General features: G+C 61.4%; 13 protein-coding genes and 4 pseudogenes. 10 read left to right on the plus strand and 7 right to left on the minus strand.

Annotation, left to right across the window (positions count from 1 at the left end; translation table 11 throughout):
• The first annotated feature begins 33 nt into the window (after positions 1–33).
• Positions 34–375: an antibiotic biosynthesis monooxygenase gene (locus R3F00_RS00255; protein ID WP_371279681.1), complete on the plus strand. Its 342-nt coding sequence runs from the start codon at positions 34–36 to the stop codon at positions 373–375.
• Between the two features lie 159 nt (positions 376–534).
• Here the strand turns inward: R3F00_RS00255 and R3F00_RS00260 are convergent.
• Positions 535–1224, minus strand: a pseudogene (locus R3F00_RS00260) (zinc-binding dehydrogenase); the annotation flags it as partial.
• Positions 1225–2425: 1201 nt separating this feature from the next.
• A pseudogene (locus tag R3F00_RS00265) lies at positions 2426–3512 on the minus strand (S-(hydroxymethyl)glutathione dehydrogenase/class III alcohol dehydrogenase); the annotation flags it as partial.
• 205 nt (positions 3513–3717) lie between these two features.
• Between R3F00_RS00265 and msrA the strand changes: the two are divergent.
• The 5 genes from msrA to R3F00_RS00290 all read left to right on the plus strand — a co-directional run bounded on the left by msrA (position 3718) and on the right by R3F00_RS00290 (position 10270).
• Positions 3718–4359 (plus strand): peptide-methionine (S)-S-oxide reductase MsrA, encoded by a 642-nt coding sequence (gene msrA, locus R3F00_RS00270; protein ID WP_371279682.1) that lies wholly within the window; start codon positions 3718–3720, stop codon positions 4357–4359.
• 23 nt (positions 4360–4382) lie between these two features.
• Positions 4383–4784, plus strand: coding sequence for a peptide-methionine (R)-S-oxide reductase MsrB (gene msrB / locus R3F00_RS00275; RefSeq protein WP_371280021.1), 402 nt, complete (start codon positions 4383–4385; stop codon positions 4782–4784).
• 51 nt (positions 4785–4835) lie between these two features.
• Positions 4836–6104 (plus strand): mechanosensitive ion channel family protein, encoded by a 1269-nt coding sequence (locus R3F00_RS00280; protein WP_371279683.1) that lies wholly within the window; start codon positions 4836–4838, stop codon positions 6102–6104.
• A gap of 118 nt (positions 6105–6222) precedes the next feature.
• Positions 6223–8073: a cation:proton antiporter gene (locus R3F00_RS00285; RefSeq protein ID WP_371279684.1), complete on the plus strand. Its 1851-nt coding sequence runs from the start codon at positions 6223–6225 to the stop codon at positions 8071–8073.
• A gap of 34 nt (positions 8074–8107) precedes the next feature.
• The gene (locus R3F00_RS00290) at positions 8108–10270 is read left to right on the plus strand and encodes a TonB-dependent receptor family protein (protein ID WP_371279685.1); all 2163 of its coding nucleotides are present in this window, start codon (positions 8108–8110) and stop codon (positions 10268–10270) included.
• 60 nt (positions 10271–10330) lie between these two features.
• On the opposite strand, the gene R3F00_RS00295 is transcribed toward R3F00_RS00290, so the two are convergent.
• The gene (locus R3F00_RS00295) at positions 10331–10759 is read right to left on the minus strand and encodes a cysteine rich repeat-containing protein (RefSeq protein ID WP_371279686.1); all 429 of its coding nucleotides are present in this window, start codon (positions 10757–10759) and stop codon (positions 10331–10333) included.
• Positions 10760–10984: 225 nt separating this feature from the next.
• On the opposite strand from R3F00_RS00295, the gene R3F00_RS00300 reads away from it, so the two are divergent.
• A complete protein-coding gene (locus tag R3F00_RS00300; protein WP_371279687.1) occupies positions 10985–11251 on the plus strand; it encodes a hypothetical protein in 267 nt (88 codons plus the stop codon).
• A 42-nt stretch (positions 11252–11293) separates the two neighbouring features.
• Here R3F00_RS00300 and R3F00_RS00305 read toward each other — a convergent pair whose 3' ends face one another.
• The 4 genes and pseudogenes from R3F00_RS00305 to aceF all read right to left on the minus strand — a co-directional run.
• Entirely contained in the window at positions 11294–11941 is a 648-nt protein-coding gene (locus R3F00_RS00305; RefSeq protein ID WP_371279688.1) for an energy transducer TonB, read from the minus strand.
• A gap of 147 nt (positions 11942–12088) precedes the next feature.
• Positions 12089–13942 (minus strand): dihydrolipoyl dehydrogenase, encoded by a 1854-nt coding sequence (gene lpdA / locus R3F00_RS00310; RefSeq protein ID WP_371279689.1) that lies wholly within the window; start codon positions 13940–13942, stop codon positions 12089–12091.
• A gap of 45 nt (positions 13943–13987) precedes the next feature.
• The gene (locus R3F00_RS00315; protein ID WP_371279691.1) at positions 13988–14545 is read right to left on the minus strand and encodes a DUF2059 domain-containing protein; all 558 of its coding nucleotides are present in this window, start codon (positions 14543–14545) and stop codon (positions 13988–13990) included.
• A 21-nt stretch (positions 14546–14566) separates the two neighbouring features.
• Positions 14567–15937 (minus strand): annotated as a pseudogene (gene aceF / locus R3F00_RS00320) (dihydrolipoyllysine-residue acetyltransferase); the annotation flags it as partial.
• A gap of 403 nt (positions 15938–16340) precedes the next feature.
• On the opposite strand from aceF, the pseudogene R3F00_RS00325 reads away from it, so the two are divergent.
• The 3 genes and pseudogenes from R3F00_RS00325 to R3F00_RS00335 form a co-directional block, all read left to right on the plus strand.
• Positions 16341–17912: pseudogene (locus R3F00_RS00325) on the plus strand (ABC-F family ATP-binding cassette domain-containing protein); the annotation flags it as partial.
• A 226-nt stretch (positions 17913–18138) separates the two neighbouring features.
• Positions 18139–18771, plus strand: a complete 633-nt coding sequence (locus R3F00_RS00330) for a glutathione S-transferase family protein (protein ID WP_371279692.1) — start codon at positions 18139–18141, stop codon at positions 18769–18771.
• Between the two features lie 40 nt (positions 18772–18811).
• Positions 18812–19234, plus strand: a complete 423-nt coding sequence (locus tag R3F00_RS00335) for a VOC family protein (protein WP_371279693.1) — start codon at positions 18812–18814, stop codon at positions 19232–19234.
• Positions 19235–19368: the final 134 nt, after the last annotated feature.

Raw genomic sequence — 19368 nt, forward strand, 5'->3', positions numbered from 1 at the left:
ATGATTCCTGCCCCTGCTTGGCGGAGATCGCTCATGATCGCGCGCATCTGGCGAGGCATCACCCCGGCCGAAAAGGCCGACGCCTATCTCGAATACCTTCGTGACACGGGATTGCGCGCCTACTCCACCGTCAGCGGATGTCGCAGTATCAAGGTGCTCAGGCGTGTGCAGGGCGAACACTGCGAGATCATGCTGGTTTCGCTCTGGGATTCGATGGACGCCGTACGCGAGTTCGCGGGCGAGAATCCCGACCGCTCGGTCTACTACCCCGAAGACGACCAGTACCTGCTCGACATGGAGCCACTCGTACGCCACTACGAAGTGGTCGAAGGCCTGCTGCCGAACGACGTTCCGGGCTTCGAGCAAGATTTGTAGGAGATTCTGCGTTGTCGCGCAATCTGCTGAAAAGCATCGCGGCTGAAGCCTGCTCCTGCGAAAAGACTGAACGGTATGCGCAACGTCGAGGGCTGCCCTTGCTTGGCCGGCAACAGGCGACGAAAGTTATCCGGCATTTCAGGCGTCCGCGACAATCAGCTAGTAGCGGATCACCGAGCGGATCACCTTGCCGTCGTGCATCAGGTCGAAGGCGCGGTTGATGTCTTCCAGGGGCATGACTTCGGTGACGAATTCGTCGATCTTCAGATTGCCGGCCATGTACTGGTCGACATAGCCCGGCAGTTGCGTGCGACCCTTGACGCCACCAAAGGCCGAACCGCGCCAGACCCGTCCGGTGACCAGCTGGAAGGGTCGCGTCGAAATCTCCTGTCCGGCGCCTGCCACACCGATGATGATCGATTCGCCCCAGCCCTTGTGGCAGCACTCGAGTGCCGAACGCATGACATTCACGTTGCCAATGCATTCGAACGAGTAGTCGACGCCGCCATCGGTCAGGTCGACGATGACCTGCTGGATCGCGCTATCCGGATAGTCTTTGGGATTGACGAAATCAGTGGCTCCGAGCGCCTTGGCCATGTCGGCCTTGGCCGGATTCGTATCGATGGCGATGATGCGCCCGGCCCCGGCCATCACGGCACCCTGAATCACCGACATGCCGATACCACCCAATCCGAACACCGCAACGCTGGCGCCCGCCTCGACCTTTGCCGTGTTCAGAACCGCGCCGATTCCCGTCGTGATGCCGCAGCCGAGCAGGCAAACCTTGTCCAGTGGGGCCGCCTTGTTGATTTTTGCCAGCGCGATTTCGGGCAGCACGGTCAATTCTGAATCGCGCCTTTGTCGATTTACGGTCCGCTGCTGGCGCTGCTACGCGCATTGACGCATGAACCGATCGCCTACCTGTTGAAGTCTACGGCGACCTCGATGGCCGCTGCAGTGGGAATCGAACATACTACGCAGACAACGCTCCTGCGCCAGGCGCTCTGCGTCCTCCTTGATCACACTCAGCATTGGATCCACCACGTGCGCCCTCGGCACTTTGACTGATACATCCTCGCCCAGCTGACGACTGAGAATGAGGCTCAAGTCGCTGGTTTCCTGATACCAAGCGCCAATCACCTGCTTGCACGTCGTCGAGGAAGTTTGCTGGAAAGCGTCCCACCGGCTTGAACCGTAGTCGCCACTGTAGTCCAAGCTGTCGGCATCTGATCGAGCCTTTGACCCGGCGCTGGGGTGGCTAAGAAAGCGAACCATTTCGTTGAGGATGACACGCTGCTCTCGATCTCGATTTCGCCATTTTCAGATGCAATGTTGCCTGTGTAAGTACATACATCAAAAAAGCTGACCAATGCCAAGGTCGCCGCTTCCTCAGCAGCTCCGGCTCATCGGGACCGGATGACTCGGCATAGGCGCAAACTGGTTAAATAGTCAACAACGCATCAATGCCATTAAGTCAGCTCAAAATAGGACTCCGGTTGTTCTACACCCAGTTCGAGGTGCCTGCTTTGGCTTCAACCAGCGCTGCCATCGTGTATTCGCCGCCCGCAACACAAGCGCATTCCCAATCCGTCTGGTCTGACTTTCGAATCACCTCCTTTTCCAGCTCGACCTCCGTATATGCCTCCAAGCGCGTTCGCGCACCCCACTTTCAACCCTAGGTCAGCCGAAGTGCCTTTTGCAAAATCTTCAACGGTTTCCATGCAAGAAGCCAGGACGATTGTAAGGAAGCGTCCTACCCTCCTTGGACAATCTCCACGAGTACTGGAAATAGCCGAGCTCGCTCGCCTCGGACAAAAAAGTCTGGTCGATCATCCATGGGATATCCCCAATTCAAGCAAAGGTTCATGCCTGAATAATGCCATCGATCATCGTACAAGTGTGAACATCGGCATGGGCCATGGAAATTTGCAATCTGCAACATCGTGCCAGTTCAATTCACGGATTTGCACGAAGCGCTCTGACAGCCGCGACGGCAAGACAAACAACTAGGCCCCTCAGTAGCGGGATCACCGAGCGGATCACCCCTTGCCCCGTCGTGCATCAGGTCGAAGGCGCGGTTGATGTCTTCGAGGGGCATGACTTCGGTGACGAATTCGTCGATCTTCAGATTGCCGGCCATGTACTGGTCGACATAGCCCGGCAGTTGCGTGCGACCCTTGACGCCGCAAGGCCGAACCGCGCCAGACCCGTCCGGTGACCAGCTGGAAGAGTCGCGTCGGGAAATCTCCCTGTCCGGCGCCCACTTGCCACACCGATGATGATCGATTCGCCCCAGCTGTGGCAGCACTCGGTGCCGAACGCATGACATTCGTTGCCAATGCATTCCCGAACAGTAGTCGACACCGCCATCTACGGTCAGGTCGACGATGACCTGCTTGGATCGCGCTATCCGGATAGTCTTTTCGGATTGACGAAATCAGTGGCTCGAGCGCCTTGGCCATGTCGGCCTTGGCCGGATTCGTATCGATGGCGATGATGCGCCGGCCCCGGCCATCACGGCACCCTGAATCCACCGACATGCCGATACCACCCAATCCGAACACCGCAACGCTGGCGCCCGCCTCGACCTTTGCCGTGTTCAGAACCGCACCGATTCCCGTCGTGATGCCGCAGCCGAGCAGGCAAACCTTGTCCAGCGGGGCCGCCTTGTTGATTTTTGCCAGCGCGATTTCGGGCAGCACGGTCAATTCGGAAAAGGTGCTGCAGCCCATGTAATGCAGGATCGGCTTGCCGTTCATCGAAAACCGGCTGGTTCCATCCGGCATCACGCCCTTGCCCTGGGTGGTGCGGATTGCCTGGCACAGGTTGGTCTTGCCGGACAGGCAAAACTTGCAGGCGCCACATTCCGGCGTGTACAGGGGAATGACGTGATCACCCGGTTTCAGCGATGTCACGCCTGCGCCGACTTCCTCGACAATGCCACCGCCTTCATGGCCGAGAATGACCGGAAACATGCCTTCGGGATCGGCGCCCGACAAGGTGAATGCGTCGGTATGGCAGACACCGGTGGCAACAATGCGAACCAGTACTTCGCCGGACTTCGGGCCGTCCAGATCAACCTGCTCGATGGACAGCGGCTTGTCGGCTTCCCATGCAACGGCGGCTCGGGTTTTCATGATGCATGCTCCAGAAGTGGCCAAGCTGCAGCGCGATGCGTGCCGCGGCGTCGCGCTACTGTAGCGATCAATGGAAGCCGCGGACAACCCGCCGGCCATGCCGCAGCAGGGCTTCCCGGCGACAATGCCGGCACGCTACTGTCCCCGCGCTTGAAAAACCTGCACGCCGGGCGCATTAGGCCAGGTCTGCCAGCAAGGAATTCCCATGAACCTCGTCTGTGAAATACCCGGTGCCAATCTCGCCATCGCGCGTGGCGACTTTCCCAACCCCGAGCGCGACATTGATCCCGCTTCGGCCCATGGCGAGCAGCATGCCGTTCTGGGTGGCGGTTGCTTCTGGTGTGTCGAGGCCGTCTTCAAGGAAATCGACGGAGTCAATTCGGTGACCTCGGGCTACAGCGGCGATGGCGCGCACAATGCGGACTACAAGACCGTCTGCACCGGCACGACCAACCACGCCGAAGTGGTCTCGATCCGTTTTGATCCGACGCGCACGAGCTTTGGCCAGCTGCTCAAGGTGTACTTCGCCGTTGCGCATGATCCGACCCAGAAGGATCGCCAGGGCGAAGATCGCGGTCGCCAGTACCGCTCGGCGATCTTCACCACCGACGCTGCACAGAAACTCGTGGCCGAGGCATACATTGCACAGCTCGATGCTGCCGGCGTATTCAATGCGCCGATCGTCACGGAAGTCGTTCCACTGGAAGAATTCCATGAAGCCGAGGCCTACCACCACAACTATGCCGAGCTGCATCCGGAACAAGGCTATATCGCCGCCGTTGCCGCGCCCAAGGTAGCCAAGTTGCGCAAGCAGTTCAGCGACAAGCTGAAAGGCTCGAACTCGTGACCACTTCCGCATCGGGCCATGACATCACGCCCATCGATCCGGCCGAACGCGAGCGCCTGGCGCAGAAGCTCACGGCCGAGGAGCGCCGCATCCTGCTCGATCACGGCACCGAGCATCCATTCTGCGGTGGCTTGCTCGACAACAAGGAGGAGGGCCACTACGTCTGCAAGCTGTGCTCGCTGCCGCTGTTCAGATCGGAGAACAAGTTTGATTCGGGCACGGGTTGGCCGAGCTTCTTCGCCCCGTTCGATCCGCAACATGTGCGCGAGATACGCGACATCAGCCACGGCATGATCCGAGTCGAGATTCGCTGCGCGCGCTGCGACAGCCATCTTGGCCATGTCTTTCCGGATGGTCCGAAGCCGACCGGGATGCGTTTCTGCCTGAATTCTGCCGCGCTGGATTTTGATCCAGGGTCCGACTGAATCCTGAACGGACTCGCTGGCTCCACGCGGGCGATAGGGTAGGCTAGCGGCATGAGTCGACAGTTCGCCGGTTCGGGATACGTGCCGCTGCGCATCAGCGCAGGCCTGATCTTGTTCTGTCTCGTCCTGGCGGCCGTGGCGACCCTCCCCGCACCGGCCAGCGCACAAATCTTCGATCCCTCACCGGCGACCTCGACGCCGGCCAGTCCGCCGCCCGCTGCGGAAGAGCCGGCCGCGCCAGAGCCCTCGACCGCGACTGCCGAAGGTCCGGTCGCGGAGTTGCTCGTCGGCGTGCAAGCGGTGCTTGCCTACCCGCTGTTCGAGATTGGCGAGATCTCCATAACACCGGGCGGCATCTTGCGCGTCCTGTTGATCCTGCTCGCGGCCTGGTTCGCTTCGAAATGGTTGCGTCAGGGCCTGGAGCGCTACGGCAAGCGGCGTCCCGAAGTCAGCCGCCCTGCGCTTTACGCCGCCGGGCGCGTGCTGCACTACCTGCTGATTGCCATCGGCATCAGTTTTGCCCTGTCCGCGATCGGACTGGACCTGACCAAGATCGCCTTCTTCGCCAGCGCGCTCGGCGTCGGCATCGGCTTCGGCCTGCAGGGCATCGTCAACAACTTTTTCTCGGGCCTGATCCTGCTGTTCGAGCGCAGCCTCAAGATCGGAGATTTCGTCGAACTCGAATCCGGCGTCACCGGAGAAGTCACCGACATCAGCATCCGTTCCACGCGGGTAACCACCAACGACAATATCGACATCCTCGTGCCCAATTCCGAGTTCGTGAATGGCCGGGTGACCAACTGGACGCTGCGGGACACGGCTCGCCGCATCAAGGTCAAGTTCGGTGTTGCCTATGGCAGCGACAAGGAGCTGGTCAAGAAAGCCGCCCTGCAAGCGGCGGCCGCGGTTCCGTTCTCGTTCGCAAGCGAAGGCCCGCGGCGGTCGCAAGTCTGGCTGGTGGGATTTGGCGACAGCAGCCTCGACTTCGAGCTCGTTGTCTGGCTCACGGCAGATGCAGTCAATCGGCCGGGTGCCGTACAGGCCGCCTACTACTGGGCTCTCGAAGACGCTCTGTCCGAACACGGGATTGAAATTCCGTTCCCGCAGCGCGACTTGCATGTTCGCAGTCTTTTCAGTGCGACCGATGAGGAAGCCCGTGAGCTTTGGCGCAACCAGAAACCCAAACGCGGCAAATCCGGATCCAGGGGTGATCTGAGCGAGGGCGAGCGCAAGGAATTGTCCGGTAACGATGCGCTGCAGGACGCGCTGAGCGACGCGCCGGATCGCGGCAAGACGCGAGACCGGGCCGAGCCTGATTGAGCGGGCCCCGGAGGCTAGCGCGCCCGCGTCCATCGACGTCCAGATCGTGCTGACGCAACGGAGCAATCTCCAACTCGGTATGATCGCCGCCTGCCTACAGGCGTGAATGCCCCCTGCGATGATCGAGAATATTCCGATTCCCCTGACCCTGACCGGCATTGTCGTTCTCGGCGTGCTGGCCCAGTGGATCGCATGGCGGGTGCGCCTTCCGGCCATCGTGCTGCTGCTCGGTGTCGGCATCGTGGTCGGCCCGGTGATGCATCTGCTCGACCCGGACGCCGTTTTCGGCGACCTGTTGTTTCCTTTCGCCTCGTTGTCCGTAGCGATCATCCTGTTCGAAGGCGCACTGACACTGCGCTTCCGCGAAATCCACGGCTTGCGCGGCCCGATTCTGAATCTGGTCACGCTGGGCGCAGCGATCAATATTTTCGTGATCACGGCCAGCGCCCTCTATTTCCTGCGCGCTCCGATCGGTGTCGCCCTCCTGATCGGAACGATTGCCAGCGTGACCGGCCCGACCGTTGTGGTGCCGATGCTGCGCGCCATCCGGCCGACGCCAGTGATCGACAAGGTGCTGCGCTGGGAAGGCATCATCATCGATCCGATCGGAGCAATCCTCGCGGTCATTGCGCTCGAATTTGCAATGAAGGTGAACAACACCGAGATCGGCTGGGTGCTGGGCAAGCTGGTCGTGTCCGGCACGGTCATCGGTGTCGTCGCCGCGCTGCTGCTCGGCGGCTTGCTCAAGCGCCATCTGGTGCCGTGGTATCTGCGCAACGTCGTGACCCTGGCCGTCCTGTTCAGCGCCTTCACGGCCAGCAACATGTTGGCCCACGAAGCCGGCCTGCTGGCGGTTACGGTCATGGGCGTGATCCTGGCCAACACCCGCGGCCTGGACATGGAAGACGTGCTCAACTTCAAGGAGAGCCTCACCGTCCTGCTGGTCTCCCTGCTCTTCATCATTCTCGCTGCGCGCCTGGATCTGAGCAGTTTCCAGACCCTGGGCTGGGGTTTTCCCCTGTTCCTGTTTGCGGTGTTCTTCGTGGCCCGGCCGATGGCGGTATTCGCCAGCGCCACCGGTTCCAAGCTGTCCATGCGCGAACGCGGCCTGATTGCCTGGATTGGCCCGCGCGGCATTGTCGCGGCGGCGGTTGCCTCGTTGTTCGCACTGCGACTTGAAGTCGAACAGGTACCGGGTGGCAATCTGCTTGTGCCGGCCATATTCAGCATCATCATTGCAAGCGTGCTGATCCAGAGCTTCACGTCACGTCGACTGGCTCTTGCCTGGAAACTGGCCGAGGAACAACCGCTCGGCGTGATCATCGTCGGCTCGGGCAAGGTCGCTGTCGCGATTGGCGAGTCCCTCAAGAAAGCCGGATTCGACGTGACCCTGGCCGACAGCAACTGGGATGCGCTCAAGCGTGCACGGATGGGCGGGCTGAAGACGTATTTCGGCAGCATCGTCTCCGATCATGCCGACCACCATCTCGACTTGAGCGGCGTCGCCCGTCTGCTCGCCATGAGCAACCGGCCTGCGCAGAATACGCTGGCCTGCCTGCACTACCGCTCCGAACTCGGCACCGACGGGGTCTATGCGCTGCGCACCAGCGAGGATCGCGACAAGGCCCAGATGACGCTGAGCGGAAGTCTGAAAATGCCGTGGCTGTTCGACGACCGGATCGATGACCTGACGCTGGAAAAGGCCCTCGACAGCGGCGCCGTCATCAAGACCAGCAAGCTCAAGGAAAATTACACCCTGGCCAACCTGATCGAGCGCAGCGAAGGCCTCGCCATCCCGCTATTTGCGATCGACCCGAAAAAGCGCTTGCTGCCTTTCACCTCCAGCGACGACCCGCCCGCACGCACTGGCTGGGAGATCATGGCCATGCATCTGAAGAGCGACAGTCCTGCCAGGACAGAGGGCACCGACGCCGATCCGCCGCCGGCAGAGCCTGCTGAATCGGCCTGATCCGTGCACGGGTAGTCTGCTCCTCGTTCGCACCATGACCAAACCAGAGCCCACCCACCGCAGCGTCGAAACCGTGATTCGCAGCTCGTCCATGCTGCGCCGGATCAGGCGGACATTGGCTGCAGGCATTCTGTGGCCGGGCTGGATCCTGGCACAGGGCGTATTGCCCGCCATCAATGTAAACGCGGATGCGGATGCGTCGGACAACTCGGCTTTCGACACGCCCGCGGCATTGTCAGTGGTGCAACTCGACAGTGCGGAACAGGATTCTGCCGGTGTCACCCTGTCGGAATTTCTCGCCCTTGTACCGGGCGTTGCCGTGCGCAACCGCGGCAACCTGGCCCAGGACGAACAGGTATCGATTCGCGGATTCGGCTCACGTTCCACCTTTGGTGTTCGCGGAATACGCCTGTACGCCGATGGCATTCCGGCAACCATGCCGGACGGATCGGGTCAGATCTCGCATTTCGATTTCGCCTCGGCGGATCGCATCACGGTCCTGCGCGGTCCGTTCTCGGCCCTGTACGGCAATTCCTCCGGCGGCGTCATCGCCGTGCACAGCGCCGACGGCGAAGGACCGCCACAGCTTCGCAGTCGCGCCATGGCCGGAAGTTTCGGCACCGCGATCCTTGGCGCGAATCTGCGGGGCGGACACGAAGCAGTCGGGTACAACCTTGATCTGGGCGGCTTCAAGACCGACGGCTATCGCGACCACAGCGCCGCGCGCCGAGACATTCTCAATGCGAAACTGACTTCGAATCCTGGCGAACACGACAGCCTGACCATCGTCGCCAACGCGGTTTCGATTCCGTACGCGCAGGATCCCCTCGGCCTTGACCGCGAGCAGCTCGAGGACGATCCCGGTCAGGCAACAGCCGCTGCCGAGCTGTTCAACACGCGCAAGCAAGTCGCGCAGCAGCAACTCGGCCTGCATTGGGAGCACGCGATCAATGCAAACCAGGGTCTGCGCGTGATGGCCTATGGTGGCCATCGCGAAGTCGAGCAATACCTCGCCATTCCGGTATTCCTGCAAGCCGATCCGCTGCGCGCCGGTGGCGTCATCGATCTCGACGGCGACTATGCCGGTGGCGACCTGCGCTGGACCTGGCGCGGCGACACCGCGTCACTCGCTGTCGGAACCAGCTTCGAAGGCCAGCACCAGCGGCGCCGCGGCTACGAGAATTTTTCCGGAGACGAACTCGGTGTTCGCGGGACCCTGCGTCGCGACGAAACCAATCGCGCAGGCAATGTCGACGAGTACGCACAACTCAGCTGGTCGCCAACGCCGTCCTGGTCATTTGATGCGGGGCTGCGCCATAGCAGGATCCGCTTTCGTGTTGACGATGACTACATCAGCGACGCCAACCCGGATGACAGTGGCCAGCGTGACTACAGCGCAACCGCACCGGTGCTGGGCGTACTCATGAAACCCTCGACCGATCTGCGCTTTTATGCGGCCTGGGGCGAGGGCTTCGAAACACCGACCTTCGCCGAACTGGGCTATCGCAGCGATGGTGGCGCCGGCCTCAACCTCGACCTCGAGCCCGCACGCTCCAGCAACTTCGAGGTGGGCATGAAGCAGCGCTGGAGCAACGTCCTTGAAACGGAGATCGTTGCATTCCGTTCGGATAGCGATGACGAAATCGCGGTTGCGACCAACGCCAACGGTCGTTCCACCTATCGCAATGTCGGCCAGTCGCGACGCCAGGGCATCGAAGCCTTTCTGCATGCCGACCTTGGCGAGCGCTGGTCGCTCGATCTAGCCTTCACGGCTATCGATGCGCGCTTCCAGTCGAGCTTTCTCGCCTGCAGCAGCGTCCCGTGCACGCAACCGTCGGTAGCGGTTGCCGCAGATTCCCGCATTCCCGGCATACCCGAATCGATGTTGCGCCTGGCGGTCACGCATGGCGGCGATGTCGGATGGCGCTTCGAGGCAGCCATGCAAAGTATCGGCAGCACGGTCGTCAACGACGTCGGCAGTGAAGCCGCTCCGGGCTATACCCTGTTGGATGTGGGTGCCGGCTACGGCTGGCGCAGACCGTCGGGCTCCCTGCGCGCCTTCCTCGACATCGGCAACGTGTTCGATACGCGCTACGTGGGTTCGGTCATCGTCAACGATGGCAACGGGCGCTACTACGAACCCGGACCGGGTCGTAACGTGATGCTGGGCCTACGCTGGAACTGGCAGGCCAACTGAAAACCTGACGAACCAGCCCCGCTCGCACACGGCGGGCGGGGCCGATTTGCAAGAAAACCGTCAATCGACCTTGAGCTGGGTATCCTTCATGGCCTGGCTGCAGCCCGGAGCGAGCGTTGCCTGGTGCGCCTGCAGGCACTTGGCCAACCTTCCATCGCCAATCTCCATGCCGGCACAGTTCTTCTCGAGGTCCGCCTTGCACTCGACGCCAACGTAGGCCATTGCCGCGGCAAACCGCTCGAGCTGGGCGTTGGCATCGAACAGCGAGTAGGTGCAGCGCGCGGACAGCTTGTCTTCGTGGGCACCGAGGCAGGCCAGGATGCGACCTTCACCCGCTGTCACATCCTTGCAGAACGAGTCGATATCGGCCTGGCAGCCCTGTCGCGCCGACTCGACGATGTCTTCAGCGGCCAGAGCCTGCGTGGCGAAGAATCCCGAGGCACCGACCACGACGGCAAAAGACAGGGACCTGAAAAACGAACGATTCATGGAAGCTCTCCTTCAAGGTTGATGGGCAACACAGTCGACTAAAGGCAACACTGATCAAGTGGCCGCGGCGTCAAGGATACACGCGCACGAAACGCATTGCCCGGGCTCGGCGGAGCGATCCGATTCGAGGATTCGCTGGCCGCCCCGGAAGCGGAGCGTTCAGCATCGGACGTCAATACTGGGCAGGTTCGTGGAAGGCCACCACGTCACCGAGGAGGAGCATCCATGTCGGACGAATCCAGCAAGACTCCCGCTGATCACCTCGCGGATACGCTCGCCCAGTTCAAGGAAATGCGGCACTACTCGAAAGCCAATGTCGAACACCTGACCGCTTCATGGATCCTGTTCGAAGGCGAGCTCAAGAGCCTCAAGCAGACGGCGAAGATCGAAGACCTGATGAATCGGCAGGGCCAGTTCTATGACGCCCTCGAGAGCACCATCGAGGATCTCGAGAAGATGCATGAGGAAATGACAGCCGAACCTGAGGCTTGAGCGCGAAGCAATTGCGATCCATCAATCACGTTGCGATGCCGATTATGGGGGCCCTTGATTCAAAATGTCGGCGACCCGTCGGTTGATTTCCTGCTGACACCACGTCGGCGTCGGGAGACAGATTGCACCGATCAGCAAGACTCGCGCATCGAGTGTGTCGGTCCAGCGCTGTCTGAGTATCAGCTGCTTGGGGCCAGCCGGAGAGGACGCATCTCGCGTTTCGAACAAATCCCAAACAAGTGCGCCATCTTCCCGGGTGAAGCGTGAACCGTTGGGGGTCCGGCGCTCGCTGATGCCGGGCTGGCTCCGCAGATACTGCAGGCCATCCTTGAGCGAAGTAAACTCCAAAGGTTGCGGATCGGTGCGCCAGTCGAATGCGAGCGCATAGCCAGCGCCTCCTGGCGAACGCGGTATCAGCGTGCCCACCGAACCTTCCGATGAGTTGCTCGAAAGCGCAAATTCCACTGGTACCACTGCAGTCGAGCGGGTTGCCTTGCCGTCGCACTGCATCGCATTGAATCGCCACTCGGCAACGCTGTCGAGCGCAGCCTGGTCAAGATCCGTGTTACCGCTACTTTCGAGCACTGCGAGCTGGCCTGGCGAACCGTCGGTTTCGACAACGGCTTCCACCAATACCTTGCCCTCGATTCTCGCGGCCACTGCTTGCGCAGGGTACTTGAGGGGCTGCACTTTCGCGTAGCTGGATGGCGTGCATTTTTCTGGCACAGCAAGCGCTGCGACCGGAGCAGTCAATAGCAGGATTGCAATCAGTTCTGGGCGCATGCAAGAACGTCCATGTTGGTGGCAAAGCCGAGTTTTCGGGCCTAGCTGAAAAACCTACTTCTTCTTCGGAATATACAGATCCGTAATCGTGCCCTCGTAGACCTCCGCGGCCATGCCGACTGATTCGCTCAAGGTCGGATGCGGATGGATGGTCAGGCCGATATCGGACGCTTCGCAGCCCATTTCGATGGCGAGGCCGATCTCGGCGATCAGATCACCTGCATTCGGCGCAACGATGCCGGCGCCAATGACGCGATGGCTGGCTTCGTCGAAGATCAGCTTGGTGAAGCCCTCGGTGCGACCGATGCCGATCGCGCGACCGGAAGCGGCGTGCGGGAACTTGCCGACGCCGTAGGCGATGCCTTCCTTCTTCGCCTCGGCCTCAGTGAGACCGACCCAAGCGATCTCCGGATCGGTGTAGGCCACCGAAGGAATCACGCGGGCGACGAACTCGCTCTTTTCGCCAGCAGCCACTTCAGCGGCGACCTTGCCTTCATGCGTGGCCTTGTGCGCGAGCATCGGCTGTCCGACCAGATCGCCGATCGCGAAGATATGCGGAACATTGGTGCGCATCTGCCGGTCGACCGGAATGAATCCGCGCTCCGTCACCTTGACGCCAGCTGCTTCGGCATTGACCTTGCCGCCATTGGCCGAGCGGCCCACTGCAACGAGGACGCGGTCGTAGGTCTGCGGTTCCGGCGCCTTGTCGCCTTCGAAGGTCGCGGTAAGGCCTTTCTTGCCAGCCTCGATTTTCGCGACTTTCACCTTGAGGTGAATGCCGGCGTAGCGTTTGCTCAAGCGCTGCTGCAGCGGCCGCACCAGATCGGTATCGGCGCCGGGCATGAGCTGGTCGAGCAATTCGACGACCGTCACTTCACTGCCGAGTGCATCATAGACGCAGGCCATTTCGAGGCCGATGATGCCGCCACCGACCACAAGCAGTTTCTTCGGGATATCGGTGAGATCGAGCGCATCGGTCGAATCCATCATGCGCTTGTCATCCCACGGGAAACCCGGCAGTTTCACTGCCTGTGAACCCGCGGCGATGATCGCCTTTTCAAAGCGCACGAGCTTCTTGCCATCGGCACCGTCGACTTCGATTTCGTTGGCGGAGATGAACTTGCCGGTGCCCTGCACGACCGTGACCTTGCGCTGCTTGGCCATGCCGGCGAGGCCGCCGGTCAACTGCTTGACGACCTTGTCCTTGTTCGCGCGCAATTTGTCGAGATCGATCTCCGGTTTGCCGAAGCTGATACCCATGTCTTCGGCGTGCGCGGCTTCCTCGATCACGCGTCCCGCATGCAGCAATGCCTTGGACGGAATGCAGCCGACGTTGAGACAGACGCCGCCCAGGGTCGCATAGCGCTCGATCAGCACCGTGTCCTGGCCAAGATCGGCAGCACGGAATGCCGCGGTGTAACCACCGGGACCGGAACCGAGCACGACAATCTGGCACTCGATATCGGCCTTGCGTCCACTCGCCGAAGCGGCTTTCGGCGCGCTTTTTCCGTCTCCCCCCGGGTGAGGGTGGCCCGCAGGGGCGGGTGACGACTCCATGGATGGAGGAGTCAGCGCAACGTCTGGAGTAGTTGCCGAGGGTTCGGACTTGCCGGCAGATTCAACTTTTGGCGCATCGGCTTTCGGCGACGGCTGTTCCGCCGCAGCCGCAGCGTCCGTTTCCAGAATCGCCACGACCGTGCCTTCGCTCGCCGTGTCATCGACCTTGACCTTTACTTCCTTGATCACGCCATCCGCCGGCGACGGCACTTCCATGGTCGCCTTGTCCGATTCGAGCGTGACAATACCCTGATCCTTCCTGACCGTATCGCCCGCTTTCACGAGTACTTCGATGACCGGGATATCGCTGTAGTTGCCGATATCGGGGACCTTGATCTCTGTCGTTGCCACTGCGAGCTCCTTGGGTGCGCTGTCGGGACGGAAGTCGGCGTCAGACTATTCTTCGTTCACTGGATCGGCAGATTCGGCGGCCTGTTCGCAGGTCCTGGCTGCAGCCCGGACACGTACGGCGTAATCTTCTCCGAGTGCCTGCAACTCCGGCATCATCGACTTCATGCGACTCTGGGTGATCATCATGGATTTCTGCATCAGCTCCGGCATGCGCTCGATCATCTTCTTGCCGAGGGGTGATCGGTAGAAATCATTGATCTCACGCAATTCCTCAACGCTGAATACTTCCGCGTAGACCGCGGCGACATCGACCTTCATGCCTTCATCGTTCAACGTTCCCATCATCATGTTGGTCATTTCCGCCGAGAATTCGCGCAGTACCGGCCTGGCTGCTTCGCAAGTCGTATAGGTATCAAACTGCTGTTCGAGCATGCCGCGAATCTGATCCTGCATGCTTTTCATGGTTTCATCGAAATTCACCAGTCGCAGGAGTTCGATGGACAGCGTGATCTTTTCGTCAACCGGTTTCTGCGGAGAATTTCCGGCGAACGAGGACGCACTGAACAACGCGAGCGAAACGAATAGAACGGCATTCTTCAACATGGCGAGATCCTTTCGGTTGGGTCAGAGAAGCACGCGCCGCATGTCGGCCAGTACCTGGCCAAGGTATGCGGTGAAGCGTGCGGCCGAGGCACCATCGATGACGCGGTGGTCGTAGCTGAGGCTCATCGGAAGTATCAGGCGCGGCTTGAATTTCTCGCCGTTCCAGACCGGCTTCATTGCCGATTTCGAGACGCCGAGGATGGCGACCTCGGGCGCATTGACGATCGGCGTGAATGCGGTGCCGCCAATGCCGCCGAGGCTCGAGATCGAAATGCAGCCGCCTGACATGTCGGCCGGGCCGAGCTTGCCGTCGCGTGCCTTCCTGGCCAGCTCACCGCTTTCCTGCGCAAGCTCGATGACACCCTTCTGATCTGCATTGCGGATGACCGGAACAACGAGGCCATTCGGCGTATCGGCAGCGAAGCCGATATGGAAATATTTCTTCAGGATCAGGTTTTCGCCGCTGGCATCCAGCGAGGCATTGAAGTCGGGATACTTCTTCAGCGCGGCAACCATGCCCTTGATCAGGAAGGCGAGCATGGTCAGCTTGATCCCGGCCTTTTCGTTTTCCTTGTTGAGGCTGACGCGCAGTGCCTCGAGATCGGTGATGTCGGCATCATCAAACTGGGTGACATGGGGAATCATGACCCAGTTGCGGGCCAGGTTTGCGCCCGAAATCTTCTTGATCTTCGACAGCGGCCGGGATTCGATGTCGCCGAACTTGCCAAAATCGACCTGCGGCCAGGGCAGCAGGTCGAGGCCACCGCCGCCGCCAGAGGCCGCCGCGCGTGAAGGTCCCGAGGACAATGCACGCTTGACGAAATTCTGCACGTCTTCACGGGTGATCCGACCCTTGCGAGCGCTGCCACTGACCTTGAGCAGGTCGACGCCCAGTTCGCGCGCGAACAGGCGCACGGCCGGGCTGGCATGCGGAATCCTGTCCGGCATCACGCTGTCAGCCCCGAACGTGACGGGCGGTGACTGCGGGCCGGAAATTTCGGGATCGCTGTCAGGCGACAGCGCGGCCGACTCGAGCTCGCTCAAGCGCGCCGGGTTGCTGGTATCGATGGTCGCCTTCTTCGCCGCGGGTGCCGGCTCGGCCTTCGCGGGCTTGTCCGCCGCGACAGGGCTGGCCTGTTCTGCCTTCTTGCCGGTGTCCCCTGCAGCTTCCGCCTCGACGATCGCCACCACCGTTCCTTCGGAAATCTCGTCACCGAGCTTGACCTTGAGCTCCTTGACCACGCCTGCCACCGAAGAAGGCACTTCCATGGTGGCCTTGTCCGATTCAAGCGTGACCAGCCCCTGGTCCTTTGCCACCGTGTCACCCGGCTGCACCAGTACTTCGATGACGGGAATACCGGAGTAGTTGCCGATATCGGGGACTTTGACTTCGTGGCTGGCCATCAGGCTGCTCCAGATAAGGTCATTCAGGTTAGCGAACCCGCATTGTCGCCTTGATGGGCCGATACGCCAACCGCCAGTGAGCAACCCGCAAGGCGTGGAATGGCCTTGCGTCTGGGCTCGACATCCCGAGAAGGCAGGGATCCGGCTTTTTCCGGGTGTGCGGTTGATGGCAAGGGAACTCGATGCGGCTGCCGAGAAGCGCCCCAGCCTGCACCGGAACGACGCAAGGCATGGGTCCGCGCCAGGTCGGTTCCCTGCCATAAACGGCCCGTCTCCTTGCAGGGCTGATACCTGTTCGTGCTTCCCGTACAATGATCGGCTGCCCTTTCGCCCGTGCGGCCTGCGCCGGCAAGCGCCGGTCCGACACAACGCACTTCCGGAACACCGCCTGATGATTTCCTTTCGCAACTTCGCCCTGCGCCGTGGCGAGCGCCTGCTGCTGTCCAGGGTCGATATCGCCCTGCACGCCGGTTGGCGTGTCGGCGTGGTCGGGCGCAACGGCTGCGGCAAGACCAGCCTGTTCGCCGCCATCCTCGGTGAGGTCGAGGCCGATTCGGGCGACCTGGAGAAATCGCCGAAGCTGCGTATTGCCTGCGTCGCCCAGGAAACGCCATCGCTTCCCGATGCGGCCATCGATTTCGTTGTCTCCGGCGACAGCGAAGTCCATGCCGTGCTGCAGGCCGAAGCTGCCGCGATGGCCGCCGAAGACTGGGATGCCGTCGCCGCCGCGCACCAGAAAATGGCCGAGATCAATGGCTACGACGCCTCCGCCCGCGCGGGCAAGTTGCTGCACGGGCTCGGCTTTTCCTCCGACACCCATCAACGCGCAGTATCGGAATTCTCCGGTGGCTGGCGCGTGCGTCTGAATCTGGCCCGCGCGCTGATGATGCCGAGCGACCTGCTGCTGCTCGATGAACCGACCAACCATCTCGATCTCGATGCGGTGCTTTGGCTCGAGCAATGGCTGCTCAAGTATCCCGGCATGCTGATGATGATCTCGCACGACCGCGAGTTCCTCGACGGAGTCGGCACGCATATGCTGCATTTGCACGACGGAACAGCCAAGCTCTATACCGGCGACTACACCAGTTTCGAGCGCCAGCGTTCCGAGCAGTTGCGCCAGCAGCAAATCGCCTTCGAGAAGGAACAGGCCGAGCGCGCCCATCTGCAATCCTTCATTGACCGCTTCAAGGCTTCGGCCGCCAAGGCCAAGCAGGCGCAATCGCGGGTCAAGCGCCTGGCCAAGCTCAGCGGCACCGAAGCCGTTCGCGCCGAACGCCAGATCCGCATCAATTTCGCCGACCCGGTCAAGCTGCCCAATTCACTGACCCGACTGAACAAGGTCGATGCCGGCTACGGCGATGTGAAGATCCTGAGCAAGGTCGGCTTCGGCCTCGAGGCCGGCGACCGCATCGGCCTGCTGGGTCCGAACGGGGCCGGCAAGTCGACCCTGGTCAAGACCCTGGTCGGAGAATTGCCCGTGCTTGCCGGAGAGCGCAGCGCACATCCGGATATGGAACTTGGCTACTTTGCCCAGCACACGGTGGAGTCGCTGCACGAGGGGCAGTCGCCGATCGATCATCTGCGCGACATTGCGCCGGGCACCGGGATACAGGAGTTCCGTGACTTCCTCGGACGCTGGAATTTCGCCGGCAACCGTGCCTTCGAAAACGTCGACGGCTTCTCCGGCGGCGAACGCGCTCGCCTGGCCCTGGCCCTGATCGCCTGGCGCAAGCCAAATGTGCTCCTGCTCGACGAGCCGACCAATCACCTCGATCTGGAAATGCGTGAAGCCCTGGCGGAAGCCTTGAGCATTTTCCCCGGCGCCATCGTCATGGTCTCGCACGATCGCCACCTGATCGGCCTGGTCTGCGAAACCTTCTGGCGCGTTTCCGACGGCAAGGTGGAGGAGTTCAAGGGCGATCTGGATGAATACGCTGCGTGGCTGAAATCGCGAGCGGCGAAGGGCTGATAGCCGGGAATGGGGAATCGGGAATGGGGAATGCGCAGAGCCGGGTTCCCGCCGCCCACAATCTTTCGGCTACCAGGCTTGAGCGTCAGATGTCGATCCTGGGGAAGCTCAAGCGGTAGACTGCAGGGCGCCAGTCGGCCCCAATTGACTGCGAAAGTCGACGACTCTTGCGTTTCCCATTCCCTATTCCCCATTCCCCATTCCCGGCCCTCAACCCATGTACACCCTCTACTACTCTCCCGGTGCGGCCAGCATGGTCGTCCACCTGAGCTTGCTGGAACTCGATGTACCACACGAGTTGCGCCTGATCGATTTCGATTCGAAAGCGCAAAAGAACCCGGAGTACCTTCGCCTCAATCCGGCCGGAGTGGTGCCTACCCTGATTGTCGACGGTGCGCCGATCTACGAATGCGCGGCGCTGATGCTGCTGCTGGGCGAACGCCATGCAGAGAAAGGCATGGCTCCGATCACGGGATCGGAGCAACGCGGGCTCTACCTGCAATGGACCCTGCATCTGGCCAATACCCTGCAACCTGCGTTTCGCCAGTGGTTCTACCCCACCGACTTCGGGCCAGCCGATCAGGCCGATGCCATGCGCGAGTTTGCGCAGCGCCGCATCGAGGCGGTCTGGGATCGGCTCGACGCGCATCTCACCGGAAAAGGGCCCTACCTGCTCGGCGACTCCTTCAGCCTGCTCGACCTTTACGCGACGATGCTGATGCGCTGGTCGCGCAACATGCCGAAGCCGGCAGATCGATGGCCAGCCATTGCTGCGCTGGCCCAGCGGATCAAGGCAAGGCCGTCCTGGCAGCAGCTCTACAAGATCGAGGGCTTGACCGAGTGGGCGTGAACGATTCGTCGAAGCGTTGATCCAGGACCAGGAGGAACCCATGAAATTTCTTCACAGCATGGTGCGCGTGCGCGATCTCGATGCCTCGCTGGATTTCTACTGCAACAAGCTCGGCCTCAGGGAAATTCGCCGCAACGACTACGAGAAGGGTCGCTTCACCCTGGTCTTCCTTGCCGCACCCGGAGACGAAGATCGCGGGCAGATCGAGCTGACCTGGAACTGGGATGCCGAGGACTACGGCAGCGCGCGCAATTTCGGCCATCTCGCTTTCCAGGTGGACGACATCTATGCAACCTGCCAACGCCTGATGGACGCCGGCGTCGTCATCAATCGTCCGCCACGCGACGGCCATATGGCCTTCGTACGCTCGCCCGATCTGATTTCCATCGAGTTGTTGCAGAAGGGCGATTCCCGGGAGCCCTGTGAACCCTGGGTGTCAATGCCGAATACGGGCGTCTGGTAGACAGACGGCCTGCGCGAGCGGGCTTCAGTCGCGGCGCTGCCTCGCAGACGAGGCATGCAGACCGGGCCTCGGCGGTGGCAGCGCCGGGGCGGTCCGTCCAGCGGGTCGGCCCCGCAACCCAACCGTCCTCTCAC

It is taken from the genome of Dokdonella sp., assembly GCF_041395345.1.
GTDB lineage: Bacteria > Pseudomonadota > Gammaproteobacteria > Xanthomonadales > Rhodanobacteraceae > Dokdonella.